General features: G+C 37.0%; 17 protein-coding genes. 3 read left to right on the top strand and 14 right to left on the bottom strand.

Annotation, left to right across the window (positions count from 1 at the left end):
- Window positions 1-141: 141 nt before the first annotated feature.
- Entirely contained in the window at window positions 142-750 is a 609-nt protein-coding gene (locus I2F89_RS05340) for a lytic polysaccharide monooxygenase (RefSeq protein ID WP_375148118.1), read from the bottom strand.
- Between the two features lie 333 nt (window positions 751-1,083).
- On the bottom strand, window positions 1,084-2,634 hold the full coding sequence (locus I2F89_RS05335; RefSeq protein ID WP_195513696.1) for a fibronectin type III domain-containing protein: 1,551 nt from the start codon (window positions 2,632-2,634) through the stop codon (window positions 1,084-1,086).
- Between the two features lie 367 nt (window positions 2,635-3,001).
- Between I2F89_RS05335 and I2F89_RS05330 the strand changes: the two genes are divergently transcribed.
- Window positions 3,002-3,484, top strand: a complete 483-nt coding sequence (locus I2F89_RS05330; protein ID WP_071865980.1) for a TspO/MBR family protein — start codon at window positions 3,002-3,004, stop codon at window positions 3,482-3,484.
- 100 nt (window positions 3,485-3,584) lie between these two features.
- Here I2F89_RS05330 and I2F89_RS15745 read toward each other — a convergent pair whose 3' ends face one another.
- From I2F89_RS15745 to I2F89_RS05290, 8 genes are all read right to left on the bottom strand, one after another.
- Window positions 3,585-3,845, bottom strand: a complete 261-nt coding sequence (locus tag I2F89_RS15745; RefSeq protein WP_195513689.1) for an IS3 family transposase — start codon at window positions 3,843-3,845, stop codon at window positions 3,585-3,587.
- A gap of 395 nt (window positions 3,846-4,240) precedes the next feature.
- A complete protein-coding gene (locus I2F89_RS05320) occupies window positions 4,241-4,867 on the bottom strand; it encodes a hypothetical protein (protein ID WP_071865978.1) in 627 nt (208 codons plus the stop codon).
- 535 nt (window positions 4,868-5,402) lie between these two features.
- Window positions 5,403-7,157, bottom strand: coding sequence for a carbohydrate-binding protein (locus tag I2F89_RS05315; protein WP_195513687.1), 1,755 nt, complete (start codon window positions 7,155-7,157; stop codon window positions 5,403-5,405).
- Window positions 7,158-7,560: 403 nt separating this feature from the next.
- Window positions 7,561-8,775, bottom strand: a complete 1,215-nt coding sequence (locus I2F89_RS05310; protein ID WP_071865976.1) for an LCP family protein — start codon at window positions 8,773-8,775, stop codon at window positions 7,561-7,563.
- 414 nt (window positions 8,776-9,189) lie between these two features.
- On the bottom strand, window positions 9,190-10,662 hold the full coding sequence (locus I2F89_RS05305; RefSeq protein WP_195513700.1) for a Mur ligase family protein: 1,473 nt from the start codon (window positions 10,660-10,662) through the stop codon (window positions 9,190-9,192).
- Window positions 10,663-10,679: 17 nt separating this feature from the next.
- Entirely contained in the window at window positions 10,680-10,919 is a 240-nt protein-coding gene (locus I2F89_RS05300; protein ID WP_010735905.1) for a hypothetical protein, read from the bottom strand.
- A 5-nt stretch (window positions 10,920-10,924) separates the two neighbouring features.
- Window positions 10,925-12,598 (bottom strand): hypothetical protein, encoded by a 1,674-nt coding sequence (locus I2F89_RS05295; RefSeq protein ID WP_195513679.1) that lies wholly within the window; start codon window positions 12,596-12,598, stop codon window positions 10,925-10,927.
- Window positions 12,599-12,677: 79 nt separating this feature from the next.
- Window positions 12,678-15,299 carry an adhesive domain-containing protein gene (locus I2F89_RS05290; protein ID WP_195513677.1) on the bottom strand — a complete coding sequence of 874 codons (2,622 nt, stop codon included), beginning with the start codon at window positions 15,297-15,299 and terminating at the stop codon, window positions 12,678-12,680.
- 517 nt (window positions 15,300-15,816) lie between these two features.
- On the opposite strand from I2F89_RS05290, the gene I2F89_RS05285 reads away from it, so the two are divergent.
- Window positions 15,817-17,274 (top strand): helix-turn-helix domain-containing protein, encoded by a 1,458-nt coding sequence (locus tag I2F89_RS05285; protein ID WP_161642135.1) that lies wholly within the window; start codon window positions 15,817-15,819, stop codon window positions 17,272-17,274.
- 98 nt (window positions 17,275-17,372) lie between these two features.
- Here the strand turns inward: I2F89_RS05285 and I2F89_RS05280 are convergent, their stop codons facing one another.
- The 3 genes from I2F89_RS05280 to I2F89_RS05270 form a co-directional block, all read right to left on the bottom strand.
- Window positions 17,373-17,573: a cold-shock protein gene (locus I2F89_RS05280; protein ID WP_010735910.1), complete on the bottom strand. Its 201-nt coding sequence runs from the start codon at window positions 17,571-17,573 to the stop codon at window positions 17,373-17,375.
- A 128-nt stretch (window positions 17,574-17,701) separates the two neighbouring features.
- The gene (locus I2F89_RS05275) at window positions 17,702-18,304 is read right to left on the bottom strand and encodes a superoxide dismutase (RefSeq protein ID WP_074799770.1); all 603 of its coding nucleotides are present in this window, start codon (window positions 18,302-18,304) and stop codon (window positions 17,702-17,704) included.
- Window positions 18,305-18,384: 80 nt separating this feature from the next.
- On the bottom strand, window positions 18,385-18,858 hold the full coding sequence (locus I2F89_RS05270) for a GtrA family protein (protein ID WP_074799771.1): 474 nt from the start codon (window positions 18,856-18,858) through the stop codon (window positions 18,385-18,387).
- Between the two features lie 188 nt (window positions 18,859-19,046).
- On the opposite strand from I2F89_RS05270, the gene I2F89_RS05265 reads away from it, so the two are divergent.
- Window positions 19,047-19,853 carry a DUF1189 domain-containing protein gene (locus I2F89_RS05265; RefSeq protein WP_071865973.1) on the top strand — a complete coding sequence of 269 codons (807 nt, stop codon included), beginning with the start codon at window positions 19,047-19,049 and terminating at the stop codon, window positions 19,851-19,853.
- Between the two features lie 65 nt (window positions 19,854-19,918).
- Here I2F89_RS05265 and I2F89_RS05260 read toward each other — a convergent pair whose 3' ends face one another.
- Window positions 19,919-20,866 carry a phosphoglycerate dehydrogenase gene (locus tag I2F89_RS05260; protein WP_071865972.1) on the bottom strand — a complete coding sequence of 316 codons (948 nt, stop codon included), beginning with the start codon at window positions 20,864-20,866 and terminating at the stop codon, window positions 19,919-19,921.
- Window positions 20,867-20,986: the final 120 nt, after the last annotated feature.

The following is a 20,986-nucleotide window of genomic DNA, read 5'->3' as shown; positions in this document are numbered from 1 at the left end:
TAACAGTTAATTTTATCGTACAAAAAAGGAGTGGATTTCTCCACTCCATAAAAGTCTAACTTTTTGGGGTCACTACATGAGAGTCACTTCATGGGTGTTCTTTTATATGATCAGTTAAAAAGGTTTCTCTTCAAGGTTTGTCTATTGAACATTGACATCAATTACTTGATAGAACGCATTTGTTGTATCTGAAATATTCCAAACAGCTAAAATCACGTTGTAGCCTTTTCTATCTTGAGGAACAGTAATTGTTTGATTTACTGTTTTTGGTGGAACTGTTGCTTTATCATCGATTTTTGTGATCAATTCAAAATCGCTGAATTTCAAAGGTTGATTTTGGTTCCAACCTGGTTTTGTAATATAGTAATCCCAAGTACTTGTACGATGTTGTGCAGTTAAGTTCCAAGTGATATTCAAAGGACCAGCATTAATTACACTTTTATGCCAACGATTTGCTGTCTGTTCATCTAATGGCTCAAACCCGCTAACACCTGCACTTGCGATTTTTCCATCGATAAATGTATTTTTAGGCGCTTCAATACTTTGTGGTTCCCATTGTGCGCGTCCAACGTTTTGATTCAAATTACCTGCAGCTGCTGTACCGAAATAGGCACGACTCCCTGGAGATGTTACATAACCATGTGCATAACCAGATGTACCAAAGCCAAACAAACCTAACATAACAATTCCTACGAACATCATAACACTAAACTTTTTCATAACTGAACCTCCTATATTTGATAGGTTCATTGTAAACGTTTTCTAAAATAAAAACAAACGTTATGCTTTTATAACTTTATTTTAGTTGAAATGATTTCAAAAAAAGATTTAAAGATTGATTTAATAGGGTTTCATTGACACTAAAGATAGTTAATCACCTAAATGATTTTATTATACACTTAATATTTTCTTAATGTTTCGTTATGCATATTATTTTTTCAATAAAAAGAAGAGAGCTTATTTTAGGCTCTCTTCTTTTACATATCTATATCAATAATAACTTAAATATCATTTTTTAATACAAGTTATTAATATTTTTTACAATTTATCATTTTATTTATGGAGTAATATGAAAAATACAGGTTATTTAGTTACAAGTTTCCAAGGACCATACGGACCAGATTCACTTGGAATATCATTTTGCGTCCAGTAGTTCGCTTCATAGATCAGCCCTTCATATGTAACACGCTCTCCACCTAAGTAAACTGTTGCAGGGTCCCAAGCGGGTAGAGTAGATTCTGATTCTTCAAGCGTAGTAAAAGTATAAGTTGCTGCATCCGAAACATTTCCAGAACGGTCTTCTGCAATCACTTCAACTGTGTAAGTCGTATTGCTCTTCAAGTTTTCAAAGGTATGAGACACAGCCATCGTTGTCGCTGATACTGTTTCGCCTGCACCAGTTAATTTAAGATTATAACGAGCAATGCGGTCATTATCCGTTGACGCTGTCCAATTGATACGCGCACGCTGTGTCGTAATGAAATCTGAACCTACATTTGTCGGTGTTGATGGGTTTTGTGTATCTTCAGGCATTTCAGAACCATCTGTAAAACTTTGACCGACAGTTAAGAATTCATATTGGTTTTTCACTTGCCCTTGTCCGCCGTCCACTTTTGCATCACGGTTCATAGACCAATATGATACCATACCGATTTTGCGTTCTTTGGCATGTTGTACAACCAAGTTGAACATATCTGTTGTAAAGTAAGGATGTTGTTCATTTTCAAAACCCACAGAAGGAGTCGTACCTAATTTTGCATAAGCTTGCTCATCCGTTAATGTTTTACCAGCGTATTGTTTGTAGTGATTTTTCAATTGGACCATTGTATTGTCTACCGCATCTAATGAACCTTGCGCATAGTCCGTCACACTTGATCCATAACACATCGTCATGATATTCACGTTAGTTAAGTCAACACCCGCTTCTAAATAAGCTTGCAAGACAGATAATCCTGTTGAGATCAATCCTGTAGGCATAACTGGTAATGTCAACGTCACATCAACCCCAGTTGCATCTTGTAATCGTTTTACTACTTTCGCATTTGCTAAATTTTCGTGGTACCCCATAGCAGCCGCTTCTACGTCAAAGTCAATCCGTGTAAAACCATAACCTTGGATTACTTCCATGTAAGCATCATAAAGCATATCTTCATCTTGTGTTACTTCCCAGAAGGCACCAGAATTTAATCCGCCAAATGACACAGCTGCATCTCCGCCTACTTCTCTTAACTCACGGATCGATTGCTTGATTCCTTCATATTGCCATTGGTCACTATCACTTTCACTTAAACCATTGAAACTTCCCCAAGCCCAATCAAGTTTACCATTTTTGATTCCTCTAGCTTGCATAAACCCTAGATTAAAGAAACGTTGACCTGTTTCTCTAGTAATTGCTGCCATATTCAAGGCACCTTTATTTGACAGCACTTCATCTGAAGTATACGCCGTGATATCTACAAATGGTGCTACGACTTGTTCTGGCCACTCGATCCCTTGACCTACACCAAAATCAGGTGTTGCGCGAACTGTTTGCTCTGTTGCCGCTCCTTGCTCTTCATTTAAAAACAACGGTGCAACCAATAAGCTACACAAAGCCGCTCCAGCTAATAATCTTTTTATACTTTTTTTCTTCATTTTTTTAAACTCTCCCCATTCAACTAATTCATTTCCCTTGTTCGTAATCGATTACAAATTTTATAATATCAGATAACTCAAAATAATATAACAAAAACAAATAAAAAATTAAGGTTATTTAATCGTTTTATCTCCGTTTTATAGTTAAATAAAAAAGTAAAAACGAAAATGTTCGGTATTGCAACAACGTTTTAAAATCAACTTAAAATAGCTTTAAACAACGATTTAATCACCCCGTTACTAATTTATTCTGGTCAATATGTACGCTATATTAACATTTTTTAAAATAACTTAAAAAATTACAAGTCATAAATAGGTGATGTTATAAATAATTATGTTAAACTGTCTAAAGAAAGGAGTTTTTTTTATGGTATACACTATCAATCGATTAAAAGATTATCGTTTGTGGGTTTGCATTATCGGAATCGTTGCTCTAGGATTTTTATCTGGCATTCTTAGCGGCAATCCAGGAAGATATTATTACTCGTTACAACTCCCAGCTTTTGCACCACCTAGTTGGATTTTTGGTCCTATGTGGACGGTCCTCTATATTTTAATAGGCATTTCTTTGTACTTTATTCTAAATACACAAAATCAAAAACACCGCTCTAAACTACTATGGCTCTTTACTATTCAATTCATCTTCAACCTTTTATGGTCAGCTTTATTCTTCAACCTTGGAAATACTTTGATTTCAGCAATCGATATCACTTTATTAATGATTTTCTTAACAGCTTTGGTCTATCATTTATGGCTGCACAATCGCACAGCAATGTGGTTGACGATCCCTTACTATTTATGGGTGTTTTTTGCATCTATCTTGAATTACGCGATTTTTATTTTGAATTAATAAAGCCTATCTAGCAAAATGTTGAATTGGCTCCCGTCAAGTAGACAGTGAAAAAAACAAACTGCATGAAAATAGGAATCGAGTGTCTCGATTCCTATTTTCATGCAGTTTGTTTTCTAAACCCCTTCCGAGAAAGCGCATTTAAAGATTCCGAATAGCGGTAGTTATTATAGTACCGCATATATTTACTTACAGATTTCTTTTCCTCTTCAAAGCTCTGATAGCTTTCTTGATGAAACTTTCTCTCTTTAAATGTTTCCCAACAAAGTTTGAATCGGTTGATTATCCAGACAACACCGCATTCGAGAAATACTTTTGTTGAACATATATTTTTTTCAAGTTTCTTATAGTCATAAGACATGTATTGAAATCCGCGATCACTATGAGGGAATGGTCGTACACCAGAGTTCTTATACGTTGCTTTTTTATCGTATTCCCGACAAGTAAATTATTGTCTGAATGACCTAATTCCCAAGAGATAATCGAACGATCATAGAGATCGACGAATGCACTTAAATAGGCTTTTTCCCATCTCCATCGTGCAATTTGATTACGTCTGTACACCATTTTCGATTGGATCCATCAACACAACTTGACGAAGAGCCCATTTTAGCTAATCACTTCTGTCATATTTATTTTTTATTGATCAACAGTTCGAACTTATTATGTAATTACTTAACAATTCATCGCTTTTTACTATTCAATACACGCTTCCATTCAAGTGATACTTCAAGAACACAGCGAGACCTATACTCCTTATGCATCAGTTAATAAAAACGGTGTCCTTCTAACGTTTATAGGTGGCATTATAAGCTGATTTTGCGTTACTGTTCTAAATGTCATCCAAGGCTTATTTGCATCGGATCCACCCAACTCCAAATATGTAGGCAACGGAAACCCTAAATTTGAACTAAACGTCATACCACCGATTCCTACTGAACGATCTCGGGAATTCCCAACTAAATGACCGATTGGCACACGTCTGTTTGTAAACCAGACTGAATTAGCTAAATAAGAATTCGTCACATCCCAATAGACCCAACCACCCCAATTTGAACTCGTTGATCGAATAGCTATTGGATCATTTGAATCAATGAATCCCGTTTTCCCAGTTGTGCTTTCAATAATAATCGGCGTTCCACCTCGATAACCGGGCCTTGTATAATGACCGAATATTGCGTAGTCATAGCTCGCCCACGCTTCAAATGTCACAGGATTTCGATGAGGTAAATTCTTGTCTCTTAAACGATATGGCGTATTATAGCGAAGTCGATTCCCATTTGTACTTACAGGATGTGAATTATCCGCTTCCGCATTGACATTTATCGTAAAAAAAGCTCCTCCTAAAATGAACATACCAATTAATAAAACAATTTTTTTCATCTGCAATTCCTCCTTGCGATTTTATTTTTTTGTGATAGCTATCTCACACATCCATCATAGCAACGAAATAACAAAAAAGTAATATCTTTATTTATAATATGAATATTTTATAATTTTTATATAACCTTATTTTAACCTATTTAGAGTTTTTTTAATTTAGAAAAACTGAAAAAAGTTATTAAATAGGGTTTTAATATAATTTCATTTAAAGATAAATAATAATTATCAATAAATATTTGTTTTAGATTAAAAAATAATTAAAATGAATAATAACCAAAAAATATAAATAGTCCGATTTTTATAGCCTTTACTTTAGAAACAACTGATGATTTGGAGATTCAAATATAATGTCTAAAAATTCGGATTTCTTTTCCCTGTTTACACTTTTTTAAAGTTAGAGGAAATTTCTTTATTCACTTTATTCGATAATACCGACCTCAACTATATAAAATTGGGTGTAACAGACTTATTATTAGCATAAAAAAAGCTACGTGAGCAATTCACGTAGTTTTTTTATTAACTATTAATTGGTATTTTATCCAACCTGTTTCCAAGGACCGTACAATCCAGATTCGCTTGGCTTGTTGTTTTGTGTCCAATATTGCGCTTCATAAACGATCCCATTATACGTCACTCGATTTCCTTGTACATAAACTTTATTCGCTTCCCACGCGGCGATCTCATCGCCACCTTCTGGCGTTCCTGAAATCAATTCCCAAGGACCATACAAACCTGACTCACTTGGAATACTGTTTTGTGTCCAATATTTGGCACGGTATAATGCACCTTTATAAGAAACAACATCACCACTTAGGTAAACTTTTGTCGCCTCCCATGCAGGAGCTTCTCCTGGTTCGCCCGGCTCCCCTGGATCTACTACATTCGCTAAAGTTGTGAATGCAACTTTTGCCGTATCCGAAATATTTCCAGAACGATCTTCTGCATTGATTTCTACCGTATATTCTGTATCATCTTTTAAGTTTGTAAACGCGTATGAAAGAGAAGTAGTCGTAACATTGATCGTTTGTCCATTCCCTACTAATCTCAAGTTATATTTTGCCACACGGTCATTATCAGTCGCCGCCGTCCAGTTGATATGCGCACTATTTTTTGTGATGTTCCCAACAGAAAGATTTGTCGGAACAGATGGTTTTTCTTTATCTTCCGGAGTTTCGCTTCCGCCGCCCTCATTACCTTCAGCAAATGCTTCACTCACTTTCAAGAATTCAAATTGGTTCTTTATTTGCCCTTGTCCACCATCTGTTTTTGCATCACGGTTCATCGACCAATAAGAAACCATTCCTATTTTACGTTCTCTTGCATGTTCGACAACTTGATTGAACATTTCTGTCGTGAAGTATGGATGTTGTTCGTTCTCAAAACCAATCGAAGGAGTTGTACCTAATTTTGCATAAGCTTCTTCATCAGTCAAAGTGATACCAGCATATTGGCGATAATGATTCTTCAATTGGACCATTGTATTGTCGACCGCATCTAATGATCCTTGTGCATAATCAGTGACACTCGGACCATAACACATCGTCATAATATTGACATTGGTCAAATCGACACCCGCTTCTAAATAAGCTTGCAATACGGCTAGTCCAGTCGAAATCAAACCAGTCGGCATAACAGGTAATGTTAATGTTACTTGCACTCCTGTAGTATCTTGTAGTCGTTTGACTGCTTTCGCATTGAGTAAGTTTTCTGTATAGCCCATCGCCCCTGCTTCCACGTCAAAATCTACACGAGTAAAGCCATATCCTTGAACCACTTCCATATAAGCATCATAAAGCATATCTTCATCATGGCTGACTTCCCAGAAAGCACCTGTGTTCAATCCACCAAATGAAACAGCAGCATCTCCACCGACCGCTCTTAATTCACGGATTGTTTTTTTAATGCCTTCATATTGCCATTGATCACTGTCGTTCTCACTCAATCCGGCAAATCCGCCCCACGCCCAATCGATCTTACCATCTTTGATTCCTTTTGCTTGCATAAATCCTAAATTAAAGAATTTTTGCCCTGTTTCCTTTGCGATCGCCGCTAGATTCAACGCGCCATTATTCGATAACTCTGTACCTGACGTATAAGCCGTCATATCGACAAATGGTGCAACGACTTGTTCTGGCCATTCAATACCTTGACCTACACCAAAATCAGGTGTTGTTTTGATTGTTTGTTCTGTTGCTGCACTTTGTTGTTCATTCAAAAACAACGGTGTTACTAGCAGACTGCATAATGCAGCGCCAGCCAATAATTTCTTTAGACGAACATTTCTTTTCATTAGTATGTATATCCCCCATCAACAATTTTATTTCGTGCTATGTATTTCCTTCTTGCACAACGATATCATAACAAATAAAAACTAAAAATATAACATTTTTAAATAAGAATTAGTGTTTTTTAATTTTGAGTATAAAAATCAAAATATAAAAGATTACTAGATTTTGATTGAAATAGCGTAAAACATCTAATAAACAAATGTTTTTAAGACATTTCTGCAATCAAAAAAAATCCACCAATGATTCCAAAATGTTTTTTTGTTACAAGAAAAACATTTAAAACAAACGAAAAATAACTAAATAAAAAATAAAATAAAACAAAAAATATCGAAAATAAAGGATATATCCTTCATTTTCGATATCTACTTGTTTTATTTATTGGATAAATCATATGAACAAAACTCGTTAATAGCCATTGCCTGTCCAAGTTTCTGTGCTTTGATCATTTTGCTGACCGCCGTATGGGTCATAATATTGTTGCTGGTTATACTGATTCGGGTCGTAGTATTGAGAGGTGTCTTCTGAGTAGACCGACTGCTGACCATACCCATCAGTGCCATATTGATTGTACGTATCTTGTGAATACTCAGATGTCTCACTGGTCGTGGTATTAGCAGTGGAATCTCCATCACCATTTTCTGAGTCATCATAAAACATCATATAGGCATTATCATTTTTTAAGTTAGGCAACGTATCACTTGGTTTGATCTCTAATTGTTTTTTCAATTGGTTTTGGATCGATAATAAGTCATTTTGACCTAGTATTTGGTAGTACACATCATTGATCGTCGTGTCTTTTCCTTTTAGTTGGTCTTGCTTGATCGTTTGGAAAGCAGAGGTATAATTTGTTGCAATATCTAGCATGTCATCCCAATCCAAATCAGTAGTCACATTGTTGCCTGCCGCATCTAAAAGTTTTCGATAGTTACTTACGCCATCAAGACTGACTACTTTATTGACGATTTTCGTCACAACTTCTCGTTGACGTGCTTGTCGACCAATGTCACCTTCAGGATCTTCATGACGCATTCTTGCATACGCCAACCCTTTTTCACCATCAACTGTTTGTTTTCCTTCTGGAACATGGACGCCATCTAAAGTAAAGTCGATTTTATTGTCGATCTCGATCCCACCTACTGCATCGATCAAGTCTTTCATACCATCCAAATTGATCGTGACATAGTGGTCAATAGGGATATCAAGTAATTGTTCGATTGAATCCATCGCCATCTCTACACCACCAAATGCATAGGCATGGTTCAACTTATCGACCGTCCCATATCCGACGATATTCGTATAGATATCTCGGTCCAAACTAATGATCGTTGATTTCTTTTGTTGTGGATTGACGGTCACGACCATCATCGTATCGGATCTCCCTTGTTCTGTTCGTCCAAGGCCTCCTGTATCTAATCCTAATAATAATACTGAAAAGGGTTCTTGATCATCAATGCTTACTCGATCGTCACGTTTTGCTGATACACGATCAGATTGTTTTGAAATCCGATTGACTGTTTGGCTCGCTTCACCCATAAACTTGATTCCGTAAGCTGAAACTCCGCCGATGAGAAGTACGATTATTCCCAATAAAGTCAATATCACTTTTTGCCACCGCTTCATACTACACCTCTATCATACATATTCTTGATTATTCTCTCATACACCCAATCATTCAGCAATCCAACTACTTAATCCTAATAAAACTTTAAAAAATAGTGTTTATCTTCGTGATTTATATGTATTTTTTGTAAAATTCTTAATTATCATACCATAGGGCGCATAAACAGAAAAGAAAGAAAGCGATTCTTTTTATACGTTTTATTGGATTTTTATGATTTTTTGTTCAATAAATTAAAAAAACTAGTTTTTTTAACTTTGTTTATGCCTTCCTATTAAGCATTTCCAGCAAAAAAAAGCGGAGAAATCAGGAAATGAAACAACTTCTCCGTTCTCTCCGTCTTTTTTTATTGGTTGTACATGATTGTTCAAGTAAATGTTGTTACAACATCCCAGTGGCTCTCCATATACAGAAGCTCATACCATTTCTTTTAAAGAAATCTGGCGAATATACCGATCGATTTCATGAAAATCGCTACCTGTGACTGAACCCTTTGCCAAAATGATACTATCATTCGTCAAATGCTGTTCGATATTTTTTGTTAATTCAGGTAACGTGTCAAACCATTCATATTTATGATCATTTTTATTTTTTTCATTGAATAATTTTCTGAAATTTTCCCCATAGCCATAAATATAATCTGCTGGTACATCAGTTAATTCCTGCATTACTTGTTGATGAACGTCTTCAGCAGCATTTCCTAAATCAGCGATTTGTCCTAAAACCAATATTGAGTTTCCTTTATAAAATGGGCGTACCCCTTTAAAGTAATTGATTGCATTTTTCATAGAGGGTAATGACGCATTGTGTGTATCATCAATAAAAGTAAAAGAAGGTTCATTTGGATAAACATGTTTTTCTAAAATTTTAGGTAACGGTTTGAATGTCTCGAAGGTGGTAAGACAAGCTGAAACATCTCCTTTGATTTTCCAAATGGCTATCAGCGTTGCCAAAGCATTGGAAATCATCCCAGAAGATGGAACACTGAGACGGATCTTGAACTCTTGTTCAAAAAAATGGATACCTACTTCACAAAATTCTTTTTTCTGTTCAACGGACAAGACATATACATCTCTACTTGTATCATATAGCGAATAAGTAAAAATTTCAGTTGTTTTCTTTTCGGCTGCTTGAATGAGTATAGCTAACTCTTCAGCGCCCATGTCGGTGTTGATGATTGCCGTACCATTCTTTTTTAAACCATCAAAGATTTTTGATTTATAGTAAGCGACATTCTTAGTTGTTTTTAAGGAACTAAGATGTGCTTCACCTATCGAAGTCACGATTGCTATATCGGGTTGTATTAGATTAGACATTGAACCCGTGTCATACGTATTCAACGCATTGAGGGATACTTCAAGGTTCAATACGTCAAAGTCCCCGACTAACTGACTTAAATAAAGAGGAATCGCAAATCTCACATTATGATTTCCACGATTTTCTAGAACCTTCTCTTCTTTGAATGCATGAGTGATCATCATACGTGTAGATGTTTTTCCAGCAGAACCAGTAATCGCAATCACCGGTTTTTTGAATGATTGACGCATTTTATTAGCAAATTCCAATAAGAAACGCCAACTATCTTGAACAATGAATTGCGGTGTCGTCACACGAGGGTCTTCGATTGGATGTTCTGTGACAATCAGAGCAAATTGATTTTCCTTGCCTTTGATTTGTTCATTTCCATCCGCCCATTTGACTGGACGCATTTGATTGATATATTGACGCCGTTCATTTGTTATACAGACAAATACAGTTGTAGAATAATCTCTCGTGCGTTTAAGATGTCCAGAAAAGTACTCAAGTTGATTGATCTCCTGATCCAAACTAGCATACTCTTTAAAATATGAACCTTCGATATCACTCAGTAATTGCTTGATCGTATTCATCTTTCCACCTACTTTATTTACCATTTTCCACGCTTAGGTCTTGCTTGATTGACATATCTTCTTGCTTTTTGATCAATTCGCTTAGGCGAGTCATCGGCATCAACTTCCCAAGGGTAAAGTCCTTCTTCATTTTTCTCGTATTGGCTCAGATCCGTCTCTAGCGATTCTGTTTGGTGATGTTTTTTCTTTTTTATACGATAACCTAAATAGGAAATCCCAATCAATGCCAATGCTGCAAAACGAATAAATGCAACCATCTTATTCACTCCTTTTTATAATGACTTTGATAATTGATCAACCCAGACAAAAAATGTTCTGCATCATCGATCCGCATACGAAAACGATCATGCCTTGCAAAAAAACCATAACTGATCGTAACTGGTTTTTTAAAGAAAAGCGCATATTCTGGAAACATGACTCCTGTTTTGATTTCATGAGAAACACGCTTCTTCATCACTGTATCGATTCTTTCCTTTACTTCAATGAAATCATTTTGCGTATTGAAGAGTTCATTTTTTAATTCACTATGTTCCAATTTCCCCATCATTTTGGACGCTGCCACAAGTAATTCAAGCATTGTCGGATAGGCAGTGTCTCTCTGCTCAATAAAGTTGATATTTTCAAGGGCATTTTTGATTCCAAAACGATAATACTCAATTTTTTGTTTATGTTTTAGCATCTCGTTTGTCGCATAACTCAACCAATGGTCGTGATATTTTTGATAATCCTCCGTGACAAAATGTTCCATCAAGATTTCACACGTACTAAAAATCTTAGGATCATTAAGAATCTCATACGCTCTTAACAAAGAAAACAAGGCTTCCCCATCATAATAAATGATTCGAAAATGCTCTTTGACCGCCAATTGTTTATCCAGAACATGGATTGTTTGGTTGTCTATTGAGAGAAATTTCCGAGAAATCGTATCAACAAGTTGTTTCAAGTACTTTTTATAAAAACCGTCCTCGGATACTTGGATATATTTTGCGATTGCTAAAATCGCAGTTGCTTGGGCACCTAATTTGTATTCAATCTCTTTATTGAAAAAGTCTTTGACCAAAAAATATCCCTGTTCATTCGTTGTTAAGTTTTCGATACCCCAAGCAAGGCCTTTTTCTGCCTCTAGCAACATTTCATGGTCTGAGAAATATTCAGCAGCTTCAATCAACGCATATAATGAAGAAAAATGTCTAACTGAATTATAGCCCTTGATTAGTTGATCATAACAAGGATAATAGCCGTAGATAAACTGTCCATTATCAGTTAACTGCCCTTTTAGATACTTACTTCCTTCTTTTATAACGGTGTCAGTCACTTCATTCAAAGATTCTTCAGTGATCCTTCTCACCTGATTTCCATTTCCGTAATCTTCAAGCTTGATTACTTGATTGTTTTCAAAATAATAAGCTTTTGTCTTAAAAAGATAAACGTTTGAACGCGCTAAGTAACTTAAATCCACCTCTTCTCGATTATATTTTCGTTTCACATATCCTCGAAAATTCTGTGGGTCAATTTGTAGATTGGGGTGATTTTTTCCAACAATATGTGTTTTAGCCGGTTTGATAATGGCATTTCCTACTAATTCTTCTTTTAAAAAAGATCGTTTCCTTATCCCATCAAATCGTACATTAAAATCTATATAATTATTGCGCTTGATTTTTTTTAATTTTTGGTTTAAAAATTCGAAGTCGATTTTTTCTTCTTCGGTTACAAGATCCACTCTTAAATAAGCGTTTTTGTCCCATTGATTCGTTTGATAAGCAGTTACGATATTATTCCAAAGCTGAGAGATGTTTTTCCCATAAAACTCCATTGTTTTTCCACGTTCTTTGTTTTCACCAGTAGTAATGATAGCTGTTTTTCTCTCTGTTTCCATTCCTGTGGTATCCAAGATATCTTTAAGTATCGAGAGTTTATTACGCGTCTGCACTAGCATCATATCACCTCTATCAGAAATAGCTATGACAAGCAGACAATTTTCCGATTGTCATAGCTAATTTTCTAGTTCCTGTTCATTAATCTTCTTTATTTTTTTTAGATTTCCAGATACCAACTCCCGAAAGTAGTGCTGTGATCGCACCTAACCAAGAAGTGGCAACAGATGAATGCTCAGCTGTTTTAGGATACATTTTTGGTGTCGCTGAGTGGTGACCACTAGGATTTACTCCGTTTCTAGCAGAAGTCCAACCAGATTGGTTGCTTGTTCCACGGGTACTTAGGAACAATCCAATTGGATCTCCATCTGAATTATTTCCTGCTCCACCCCCGTTGCTTCCAATCCCATCTAGACGACCGTCAGCATCCGCGTCGGCATCCGCGTCGGCATCCGCGTCAGCATCGGCATCCGCGTCGGCATCAGCGTCGGCATCAGCGTCAGCATCGGCATCAGCATCTGCGTCAGCATCTGCGTCAGCATCTGCGTCGGAATCAGCGTCGGCATCAGCGTCAGCATCGGCATCCGCGTCGGCATCAGCGTCAGCATCGGCGTCAGCATCCGCGTCGGCATCTGCGTCAGCGTCGGCATCGGCGTCAGCGTCAGCGTCAGCATCAGCATCGGCATCAGCATCTGCGTCAGCATCCGCGTCAGCATCCGCGTCGGCATCGGCATCAGCATCTGCATCTGCGTCGGCATCAGCATCAGCATCAGCGTCAGCATCGGCGTCGGCATCAGCGTCAGCGTCGGCATCCGCATCCGCATCGGCGTCAGCATCCGCATCGGCATCCGCGTCGGCATCAGCATCCGCATCAGCGTCAGCATCGGCGTCGGCATCAGCGTCAGCGTCAGCGTCGGCATCAGCATCAGCATCGGCGTCAGCATCGGCGTCGGCGTCAGCATCGGCGTCAGCATCCGCGTCGGCGTCAGCGTCGGCGTCAGCATCGGCATCGGCGTCGGCATCAGCATCGGCATCCGCATCCGCATCGGCGTCAGCGTCAGCATCCGCATCTGCGTCAGCATCTGCGTCAGCATCAGCATCGGCATCCGCATCAGCATCGGCGTCAGCATCGGCATCGGCGTCAGCATCAGCATCAGCATCGGCATCCGCATCGGCATCAGCATCGGCATCGGCATCCGCGTCAGCATCGGCATCCGCGTCGGCGTCAGCGTCAGCATCCGCGTCGGCATCAGCATCGGCATCAGCATCGGCATCGGCATCAGCATCTGCGTCGGCATCAGCATCTGCGTCAGCATCAGCATCTGCGTCAGCATCGGCATCCGCATCAGCATCGGCATCTGCGTCGGCATCCGCGTCAGCATCTGCGTCGGCATCAGCATCTGCGTCAGCATCTGCGTCGGCATCAGCCTCTTCATCATCCGGAATAATTGCCGCCGTTGGTAAACTTGGGTTGTCGTTTTGATCGTAGGCAATTAGTCGGATGTCATCAAGTGGCGCAACATCATCTTGAGAAATCGGTATTGTAAATGCTCCTGTCCCATCTGCTTGACCTTCAGCAATCAAATTGTTGGCATCATCATAAATCCGCACTGTAGCATTTGGATCGGCTAACCCTGTGACTTCGTAGCCATCTGTTGAATTTCCTGTAACTTCAACATTATAAGGCGCAGTTACTTCGGCTGCTTGGTAAAAAATCGGTGAATAGCCGTCAGTAGTGGAACCCACATTAAGGTTCAACACATCTGCTTTCACAACAGTTCCAACAAAGCCTGCTTCATAAGGAGTTGATAAATCGATCCCTGCATTTGCTAAATCAGCATAATTAGGATCTTGGATCGTTGTCGGGATCGTAATTTCTGTTCCTCCTAATACGCTCGCATCTGCTACAACACCAACCAAAGAAGAAGTTGGACCTAGTAGTCCTGTTACAGTAGCAAATGCTAAGTTAAATGCTGGTTTTACAGTCGCTGCTAATGCAGTATTAACAATCCCAGCTGCCGCATTTCCTAAAACCCCATTTCCAGTTGCTTGTAACGCCTGAACGGCATTGTTCAAATCAGTTAATATTTCTGTTAATCCTTCTCTAACAACAGTTTCAAGTGCCCCATCCAGTTCACCATAGATATATTCGTCCCCTTGTACTTGCAGTGGAATTTGCACTTCAGCAGAAGTCAACGTACTTAGATTTTGTAATAAGTTCAACTGCTCGTAAACTTCAGCAAGATTCACACTTGCTAATGGATTTGCCCCCAACAAGGTATCAATCGCTGTGATTAAAGGAATGACCGCTCCATTTACTGCATTCAGCAGTGGAGCTAGTTCATCTTGTGGAAGTAATATATCTGTTTGAAAAGTCCCAGGGCCTGCTGGAGAAACAAGTCCCTGCATTTCTTCTGGGATTACTAAGACTGCTCGTCTCGTCCCATTCAACAAATTAACATTGATTCCATTTTCTCCTGAAATCGTAAAGTCGACATTTCTAGTTGCCCCACTAAGTTGGTAAGGAGCTGAAGCTGTTGTGCCACTTGTATTAGCTGTAGTCAAAGTATTGAATATTTGTCCACTGACCACATCCGCATAAGCTTGATGCGTGCCAAGGGTAAATAAAGGTGTCGCAATTGAAATCGGAGTAACCCCTAACATCACCCCTGCTGCTATCGACGTACCTATCAATATCGTTTTTTTTGATCGCCGTTTGGCACGTGCCTTTTGATCCATATTTTTTTTGTAATCCTTTTTCATTCCCTTTCCCCCTAAAGCAGATTCATGTATTTTTGTTCTCCCCCACAGATTGAATCAACACGAATAAATATGCTTTGCCCTGAATGACACTCCTTTACCAAAAATTTAAAAAGATATCTTTTTAATTTTTCTCATTACAACTTAAGTTATCTTGAATAGTAGCAACGTCGAAATAAGAAATCTATCATTAAGTTCTTATATATTTTGAAATAACTATCTGAAAACTGATGACAATACACGGAAATGAATATGTAATCGTTATTTTATGCAAAAAAATTTATTTAAAATGTCAAATAACATATAATATTATCCAAGTAAAGTATTATTATTTATTTATTTTTTTAAAAAAAACTTGTACTATGCCTCTCATAAAATAACCAAAAAAAATTGATATGCAATTCTTTTTTTTACCAAATATACTATTCAACATATTAAAAATTATTATATTCTGAATAAAAATATAACATTTTATAATAATTCATCTAATTATTGCTCTACTTATAAAGGAGGTTTCTCATTGAATATCTATAATATATTAGAGAAAAACATACACGTACAACTGACTATTTTAAAAAGTTGTTACGAGTCATATCAACCTTTGACAATGGACAAACTTTCAATCCTACTCCACATAGATAGACGTTCCTTATTCAATCATTGCGAACGGCTATGTTCTCTATCACAAAATAATCTGTTCAAAAAAGATGGATCTAGTTACCATTTTATTGGTGACAATTATGACTTTCATCAACTGAAACTAGCAATACTTGAAGATTCGTTGAATTTCCAAATACTGAAAGCCGTCTGTCTACATTCAAATTTCACGCTTTACGAATTCGCCACTCATTATGGAATCAGCGAATCCTTTCTCAGACGGCAGTTGGCTCAAGTAAATCATTTCTTCAGTTATTACAATTTAAAAATAAAAACACGAGGAGGCACTATTTTTTTCAGTGGAAAAGAAACCCAAATTCGCTACACGATTTATTTGTTTCTATGGGAAGTATATGAAGGGATGGAATGGCCATTTTTAACGCTTGATTTCCAGAAGATCTTAACGACAGTAAAACAAGTTTTTACCAATATCGCACTAAAAAAGAACAAAATTAAAACAATGGAATGGTGTTTCATATTAGCTGTTAATATCAATCGATTCAAGCAAGGATATCCTGTTCCTGAACCTGAACTTCCTCACTTTTTAGATCCTATGCTAGAAGGTCTTTCTGAGGTGACCACCGTCCTACAACCGATTATTTCTGTTTATGGTTTACCTTCTTCTGAGTCAAACTTTATTTTACTGTGGATACAAACACGTCCTCACATTTACGTAAATAAAAATATTATGGTTCATGCATCAAAGATTCATAAAAAAAATGCGACACCGATTAATGAATTTCGCGATCAGTTTTATCGTTACATGAAATCTGTTGGGATAAACACCAATGAAATTACTTCAAAGAAAAAGCTATTAGATGCAACATTATATGCGAACGGTATCCATGATTATCTTTTTAGTCCTTTTTCTGGCAAAAAAAGAGAAGTTACTGATTTTATCGAAAAAAATTATCCCTATTTCTATCAAAATATGGTAGGTTGGACTCAACAAATGCAAAAAACACATTTTCCATGGATTCAATTAAGTACGTTGATCGAAGCATTTTTAGTCATTGCCCCACCCACATTTTTTGATAAAGAGATCAAAGTGAAATTAGAAAGTGATTATCCACTAAGTATCGAATTATTATATGTAAAAGTTTTACAAGACCAATTACGTTTGTATTTGAATGTCCTTTTCACAAATGAATTATTGCTAAATCCTGACTTGATTATTCGTACAACTGAAGCCCCCACCAAAATAATCAGTTATGAAGATGAAATTCCTTATATTACCATCCGCAATGACCTTTCTGCTTCAGAAAATAAGCACTTAGTCCAAAAAATCAAAGAAATGATGTATGGTGATAAGCAAAAATAACTAATTTTTCTTGTAAAACCATTTTTTCCAGAAAAAGAAAATAAAAAAACAAAAAGAAGATACGGCAAGCCGTATCTTCTTTTTTCGTCAACATGATCTTATAATTTAGATACTTCAGCAGCTTGAGGACCGCGCGCACCTTCAACGATAGAAAATTCTACTTCTTGGCCTTCTTCTAAGCTTTTGAAGCCATCGCCTTGGATTGCTGAGAAATGTACGAATACATCGTCTCCACCGTCTACTGTAATAAACCCAAATCCTTTTTCATTGTTGAACCATTTTACTGTACCGTGTTCCATAAATATATAGCCTCCAAAAAAGTTCTTGCAAGTAACCCTTGCACAAACATTATACCGAATTTAGAAAACGCTCGCAAGCATTGCCCCGTTAATTTTCTAAATTGCATGGCAAATGGAAGAAAGCTATTTTATCCTGCGAAATGCTTGTTCACTTCATCCCAATTCACAACATTCCAGAAAGCTTCAATGTAGTCAGGACGTACATTTTTGTATTTCAAGTAGTAAGCATGTTCCCATACATCTAAACCTAGAACAGGTTTCTTGCCTTCCATCAATGGTGAATCTTGGTTGGCAGTAGAAGTGATGGCAAGTTTGCCATCTTCAAGTACTAACCAAGCCCAGCCAGAACCGAAACGTCCTGCTGCTGCTTTTTTGAATTCTTCTTTGAATGTTGCAAAATCGCCGAATGTTTCATTAATTGCGTCTTTGATTGCTCCTGTTGGTTCGCCACCAGCATTTGGTGCCATGATTTTCCAGAAGAATGAATGGTTCGCATGTCCACCACCATTATTACGTACAGCAGTTTGAATGTCAGATGGAATAGCATCCATGTCTGAAACCAATTCTTCTATTGTTTTTTCACCTAGTTCAGGATATTTTTCGATCGCTGCATTTAAGTTTGTCACATAAGTATTGTGATGTTTGTCATGATGCAAATGCATCGTTTCTTCGTCAATATATGGTTCTAATGCATCAAATGCATAGGGTAGATCTGGTAATGTGTAAGTCATAAAAAATTCCTCCTCATAGTTGTTGGGTCTCTTTACACTAAAAGAGTAACAAAGTGAGGGGAATTCTTCAATTGTTATGCCTAGTCTTCCAATTTTTTACTGGTTTCTACTGGCTCTTCGATAATTTCTGTCTTATTGAAAATAAATAATTTGCTAAAGACATAATTTGCCAATACGACTAAAACCTGTGTAATGATTTTAGCCACATAATCATTCATTTCCAATCCTTTGATCATCAAGAACATGGCGCCCATGTCTAGTCCATAAGAAACGATTCGGTAAAAAACAAATTTTCCAAACTCAATAAACAAATGCGTATAACTAGGAGATTTTGATCGAAAGACCCATACCTTATTGGTGACAAATGCAAACAGAACAGAACAAATCCAAGAAATCGTATTCGAAATGGGCATCGATAACTGGAAGATTTGTTGCGCGATTGCATAACTGACAAAATTGACAATCGTTGCTAATCCACCAAAAAATAGATAGATGAAAACTTCCCAATACCCTTTACTTTCTAAATAGCTTTTAAATTGAACATAAATCTTCATTTTTCTACCTACCTTATTTATCATTCTTTCCTATCATACTCTATCTGCTAACAATTTTCATCTCTAGAAAACAATGAACAATAAGAATATAACCTTATCTATCGTGAGAGAATGTTTTAGAACTCTTGTAATTCATAGCATACTCCGCTAGAATTGCTAGTGATGACAATTCTACAGAAGGAGTAATTATGACAACAAAACAATTAATCATTAGCTCATTTGCTCGATTCACCGAGCTTAAAAATGCTAAAAACGTATCATTTGGAAAATCATTAGTCTATCTTTTATGTTTAAGTATACTAATGGCATTACCTATTTCTTACCAAATTTTTCAAGTGCTAGACACGATCAAATCCGATGGTCAAAAAATCGCATCTGAAATTCCAGATTTTAAGATTCGTGACGGACAAATCGATTCGCCAACAAATGATGGTTTTATTTATCAAACGGATTCGATCATCTTTACCTTTGATCCCGAAGGAAAACGTACCCCTGAAGATATCTCTTCAGATTTGATAGGGAATTTCCTAAGTGTCGGTCTGCTAAAGGATAAATTGGTTCTAGCTTTACCGAATACTGGCACGACTTCGGCATTGTTGAACAACAATCAATTTGAAATTGAGTATACGAATAATACCTTAAAAAATCTAACAGGTGAAAACTTACGTAGTACATTAAGTGAAGCAACGATCCCTTTTTGGATCAAAGCTTTAGTATTTTTGATTTCCATTTATCCTAGCTTTTTAAATTTGATCATCACTTTACTTATGGCCAATTTTGCAGCTTATGTTTACGCAAGATTACGTTTGGCTAAAGTAACTTTTCTCGATTGTCTAAAAACAATGATCTATGCGATTTCATTACCTACTGTTATTGCAACGATTCTGATGATTTTTGTACCAACTTTTGACACAACAGCGTTTATTGCATTTGCGGGTATATTCATTTTTGCTCAAGCAGTCAAAGGCTGGCCAAAAATCCAATTGCCAAAATAAAAGAATCTCTGGGAGAGGTAGTCACTACATACCTCTTCTAGAGATTCTTTTTCATTTAATAACCTTTAATAACCTTCATTCAAATCGATTTCATTTACTTCTAATTCTGTTTTTTCTACGTAGGATTTTAAGTTTTTTAGAAAAATATCCATAAACTTTGTTTGGAAATGTGGTGTCTGACCTGCAATGTGTGACGTGATCAATACATCTTCTCTTTCCCATAATGGACTATCTTTTGCTAATGGTTCTTCTTCAAACACATCTAAAGCCGCAAAAGCAAGTTGTCCATCGTCTAACGCAGCTATTAAATCAGATGTTTTTACAGAAGGCCCACGTCCTACATTGATGAATAGCGCTTCTTTATCAAAAGCTTCAAATACTTTTGCGTCAAACAATCCTTTTGTCTGATCTGTCAAAGGTAAGATATTCACCACAATCGTTGCTTTCGGCAAGATTTCTTTTAATTTATCTAATGGATAAGTCTCTTTGAAGCCCTCTACTGGATGTCCAGATGTGTTGATACCGATACATTCCAAACCAAATACAGCTGCATGTTGTGCCAATTTTTTTCCAATATGTCCAGTTCCAATAATTAGTAATTTTTGATCTGCCAATGCTTGATAATGGATCTCTGATCCTAGCCAATCTTTATGGAACTGCGCTCGTTGGGCTTGAAACAATCCACGTGAATAGCCTAAAATAATGCCCATCACATGCTCACTGATCGATTCTACATGGATACCACTTGCATTGGAAAGTAAGATATCTTTTTCGGCGAATTCGTTTAATGGAAGATTATCTACCCCGGCAGAAATCGATTGGACCCACTTTAAGCGATCAGAAGCGAATATACCTTCTTGATAATCGCCGTTCCAACCGATACTGATCGCTATTTCAGAAAGTTCGTCGGATGCTACTTCCGTTTGAAATGAATATTCTGGTGCTATTTCTTTGATCTTTTCGATAAATTCTTCACGAAACGAACGTACTGAATAAATTATTTTTTTTGTCATCACACCCATCCTCTCTACTTATTAGTCTAGCTTAAACCCTCAAAAGAATGAAGTATGATGCACTTCATACCTTGAACGACTTTTTTCTATAATGAACCTAGTAAAAATGAATCAGCGTTT

The organism is Enterococcus sp. 1001283B150225_161107_E12, assembly GCF_015556925.1.
Classification (GTDB): Bacteria; Bacillota; Bacilli; order Lactobacillales; family Enterococcaceae; genus Enterococcus_B; species Enterococcus_B mundtii.
Note: the sequence above shows the minus strand (reverse complement) of the source record. Positions and strands in the feature narration are given on the sequence as shown.

What these genes read in the sequence shown, in the direction of transcription:
- I2F89_RS05295 (WP_195513679.1), bottom strand. Translation starts at nt 12,598, where the DNA reads ATGCTAGTGCAGACGCGTAATAAACTCTCGATACTTAAAGATATCTTG.
- I2F89_RS05280 (WP_010735910.1), bottom strand. Translation starts at nt 17,573, where the DNA reads ATGGAACACGGTACAGTAAAATGGTTCAACAATGAAAAAGGATTTGGG.
- I2F89_RS05340 (WP_375148118.1), bottom strand. Translation starts at nt 750, where the DNA reads ATGAACCTATCAAATATAGGAGGTTCAGTTATGAAAAAGTTTAGTGTT.
- I2F89_RS05310 (WP_071865976.1), bottom strand. Translation starts at nt 8,775, where the DNA reads ATGAAGCGGTGGCAAAAAGTGATATTGACTTTATTGGGAATAATCGTA.
- I2F89_RS15745 (WP_195513689.1), bottom strand. Translation starts at nt 3,845, where the DNA reads ATGTCTTATGACTATAAGAAACTTGAAAAAAATATATGTTCAACAAAA.
- I2F89_RS05320 (WP_071865978.1), bottom strand. Translation starts at nt 4,867, where the DNA reads ATGAAAAAAATTGTTTTATTAATTGGTATGTTCATTTTAGGAGGAGCT.
- I2F89_RS05300 (WP_010735905.1), bottom strand. Translation starts at nt 10,919, where the DNA reads ATGGTTGCATTTATTCGTTTTGCAGCATTGGCATTGATTGGGATTTCC.
- I2F89_RS05330 (WP_071865980.1), top strand. Translation starts at nt 3,002, where the DNA reads ATGGTATACACTATCAATCGATTAAAAGATTATCGTTTGTGGGTTTGC.
- I2F89_RS05290 (WP_195513677.1), bottom strand. Translation starts at nt 15,299, where the DNA reads ATGAAAAAGGATTACAAAAAAAATATGGATCAAAAGGCACGTGCCAAA.
- I2F89_RS05265 (WP_071865973.1), top strand. Translation starts at nt 19,047, where the DNA reads ATGACAACAAAACAATTAATCATTAGCTCATTTGCTCGATTCACCGAG.
- I2F89_RS05275 (WP_074799770.1), bottom strand. Translation starts at nt 18,304, where the DNA reads ATGACTTACACATTACCAGATCTACCCTATGCATTTGATGCATTAGAA.
- I2F89_RS05270 (WP_074799771.1), bottom strand. Translation starts at nt 18,858, where the DNA reads ATGAAGATTTATGTTCAATTTAAAAGCTATTTAGAAAGTAAAGGGTAT.
- I2F89_RS05315 (WP_195513687.1), bottom strand. Translation starts at nt 7,157, where the DNA reads ATGAAAAGAAATGTTCGTCTAAAGAAATTATTGGCTGGCGCTGCATTA.
- I2F89_RS05305 (WP_195513700.1), bottom strand. Translation starts at nt 10,662, where the DNA reads ATGAATACGATCAAGCAATTACTGAGTGATATCGAAGGTTCATATTTT.
- I2F89_RS05335 (WP_195513696.1), bottom strand. Translation starts at nt 2,634, where the DNA reads ATGAAGAAAAAAAGTATAAAAAGATTATTAGCTGGAGCGGCTTTGTGT.
- I2F89_RS05260 (WP_071865972.1), bottom strand. Translation starts at nt 20,866, where the DNA reads ATGACAAAAAAAATAATTTATTCAGTACGTTCGTTTCGTGAAGAATTT.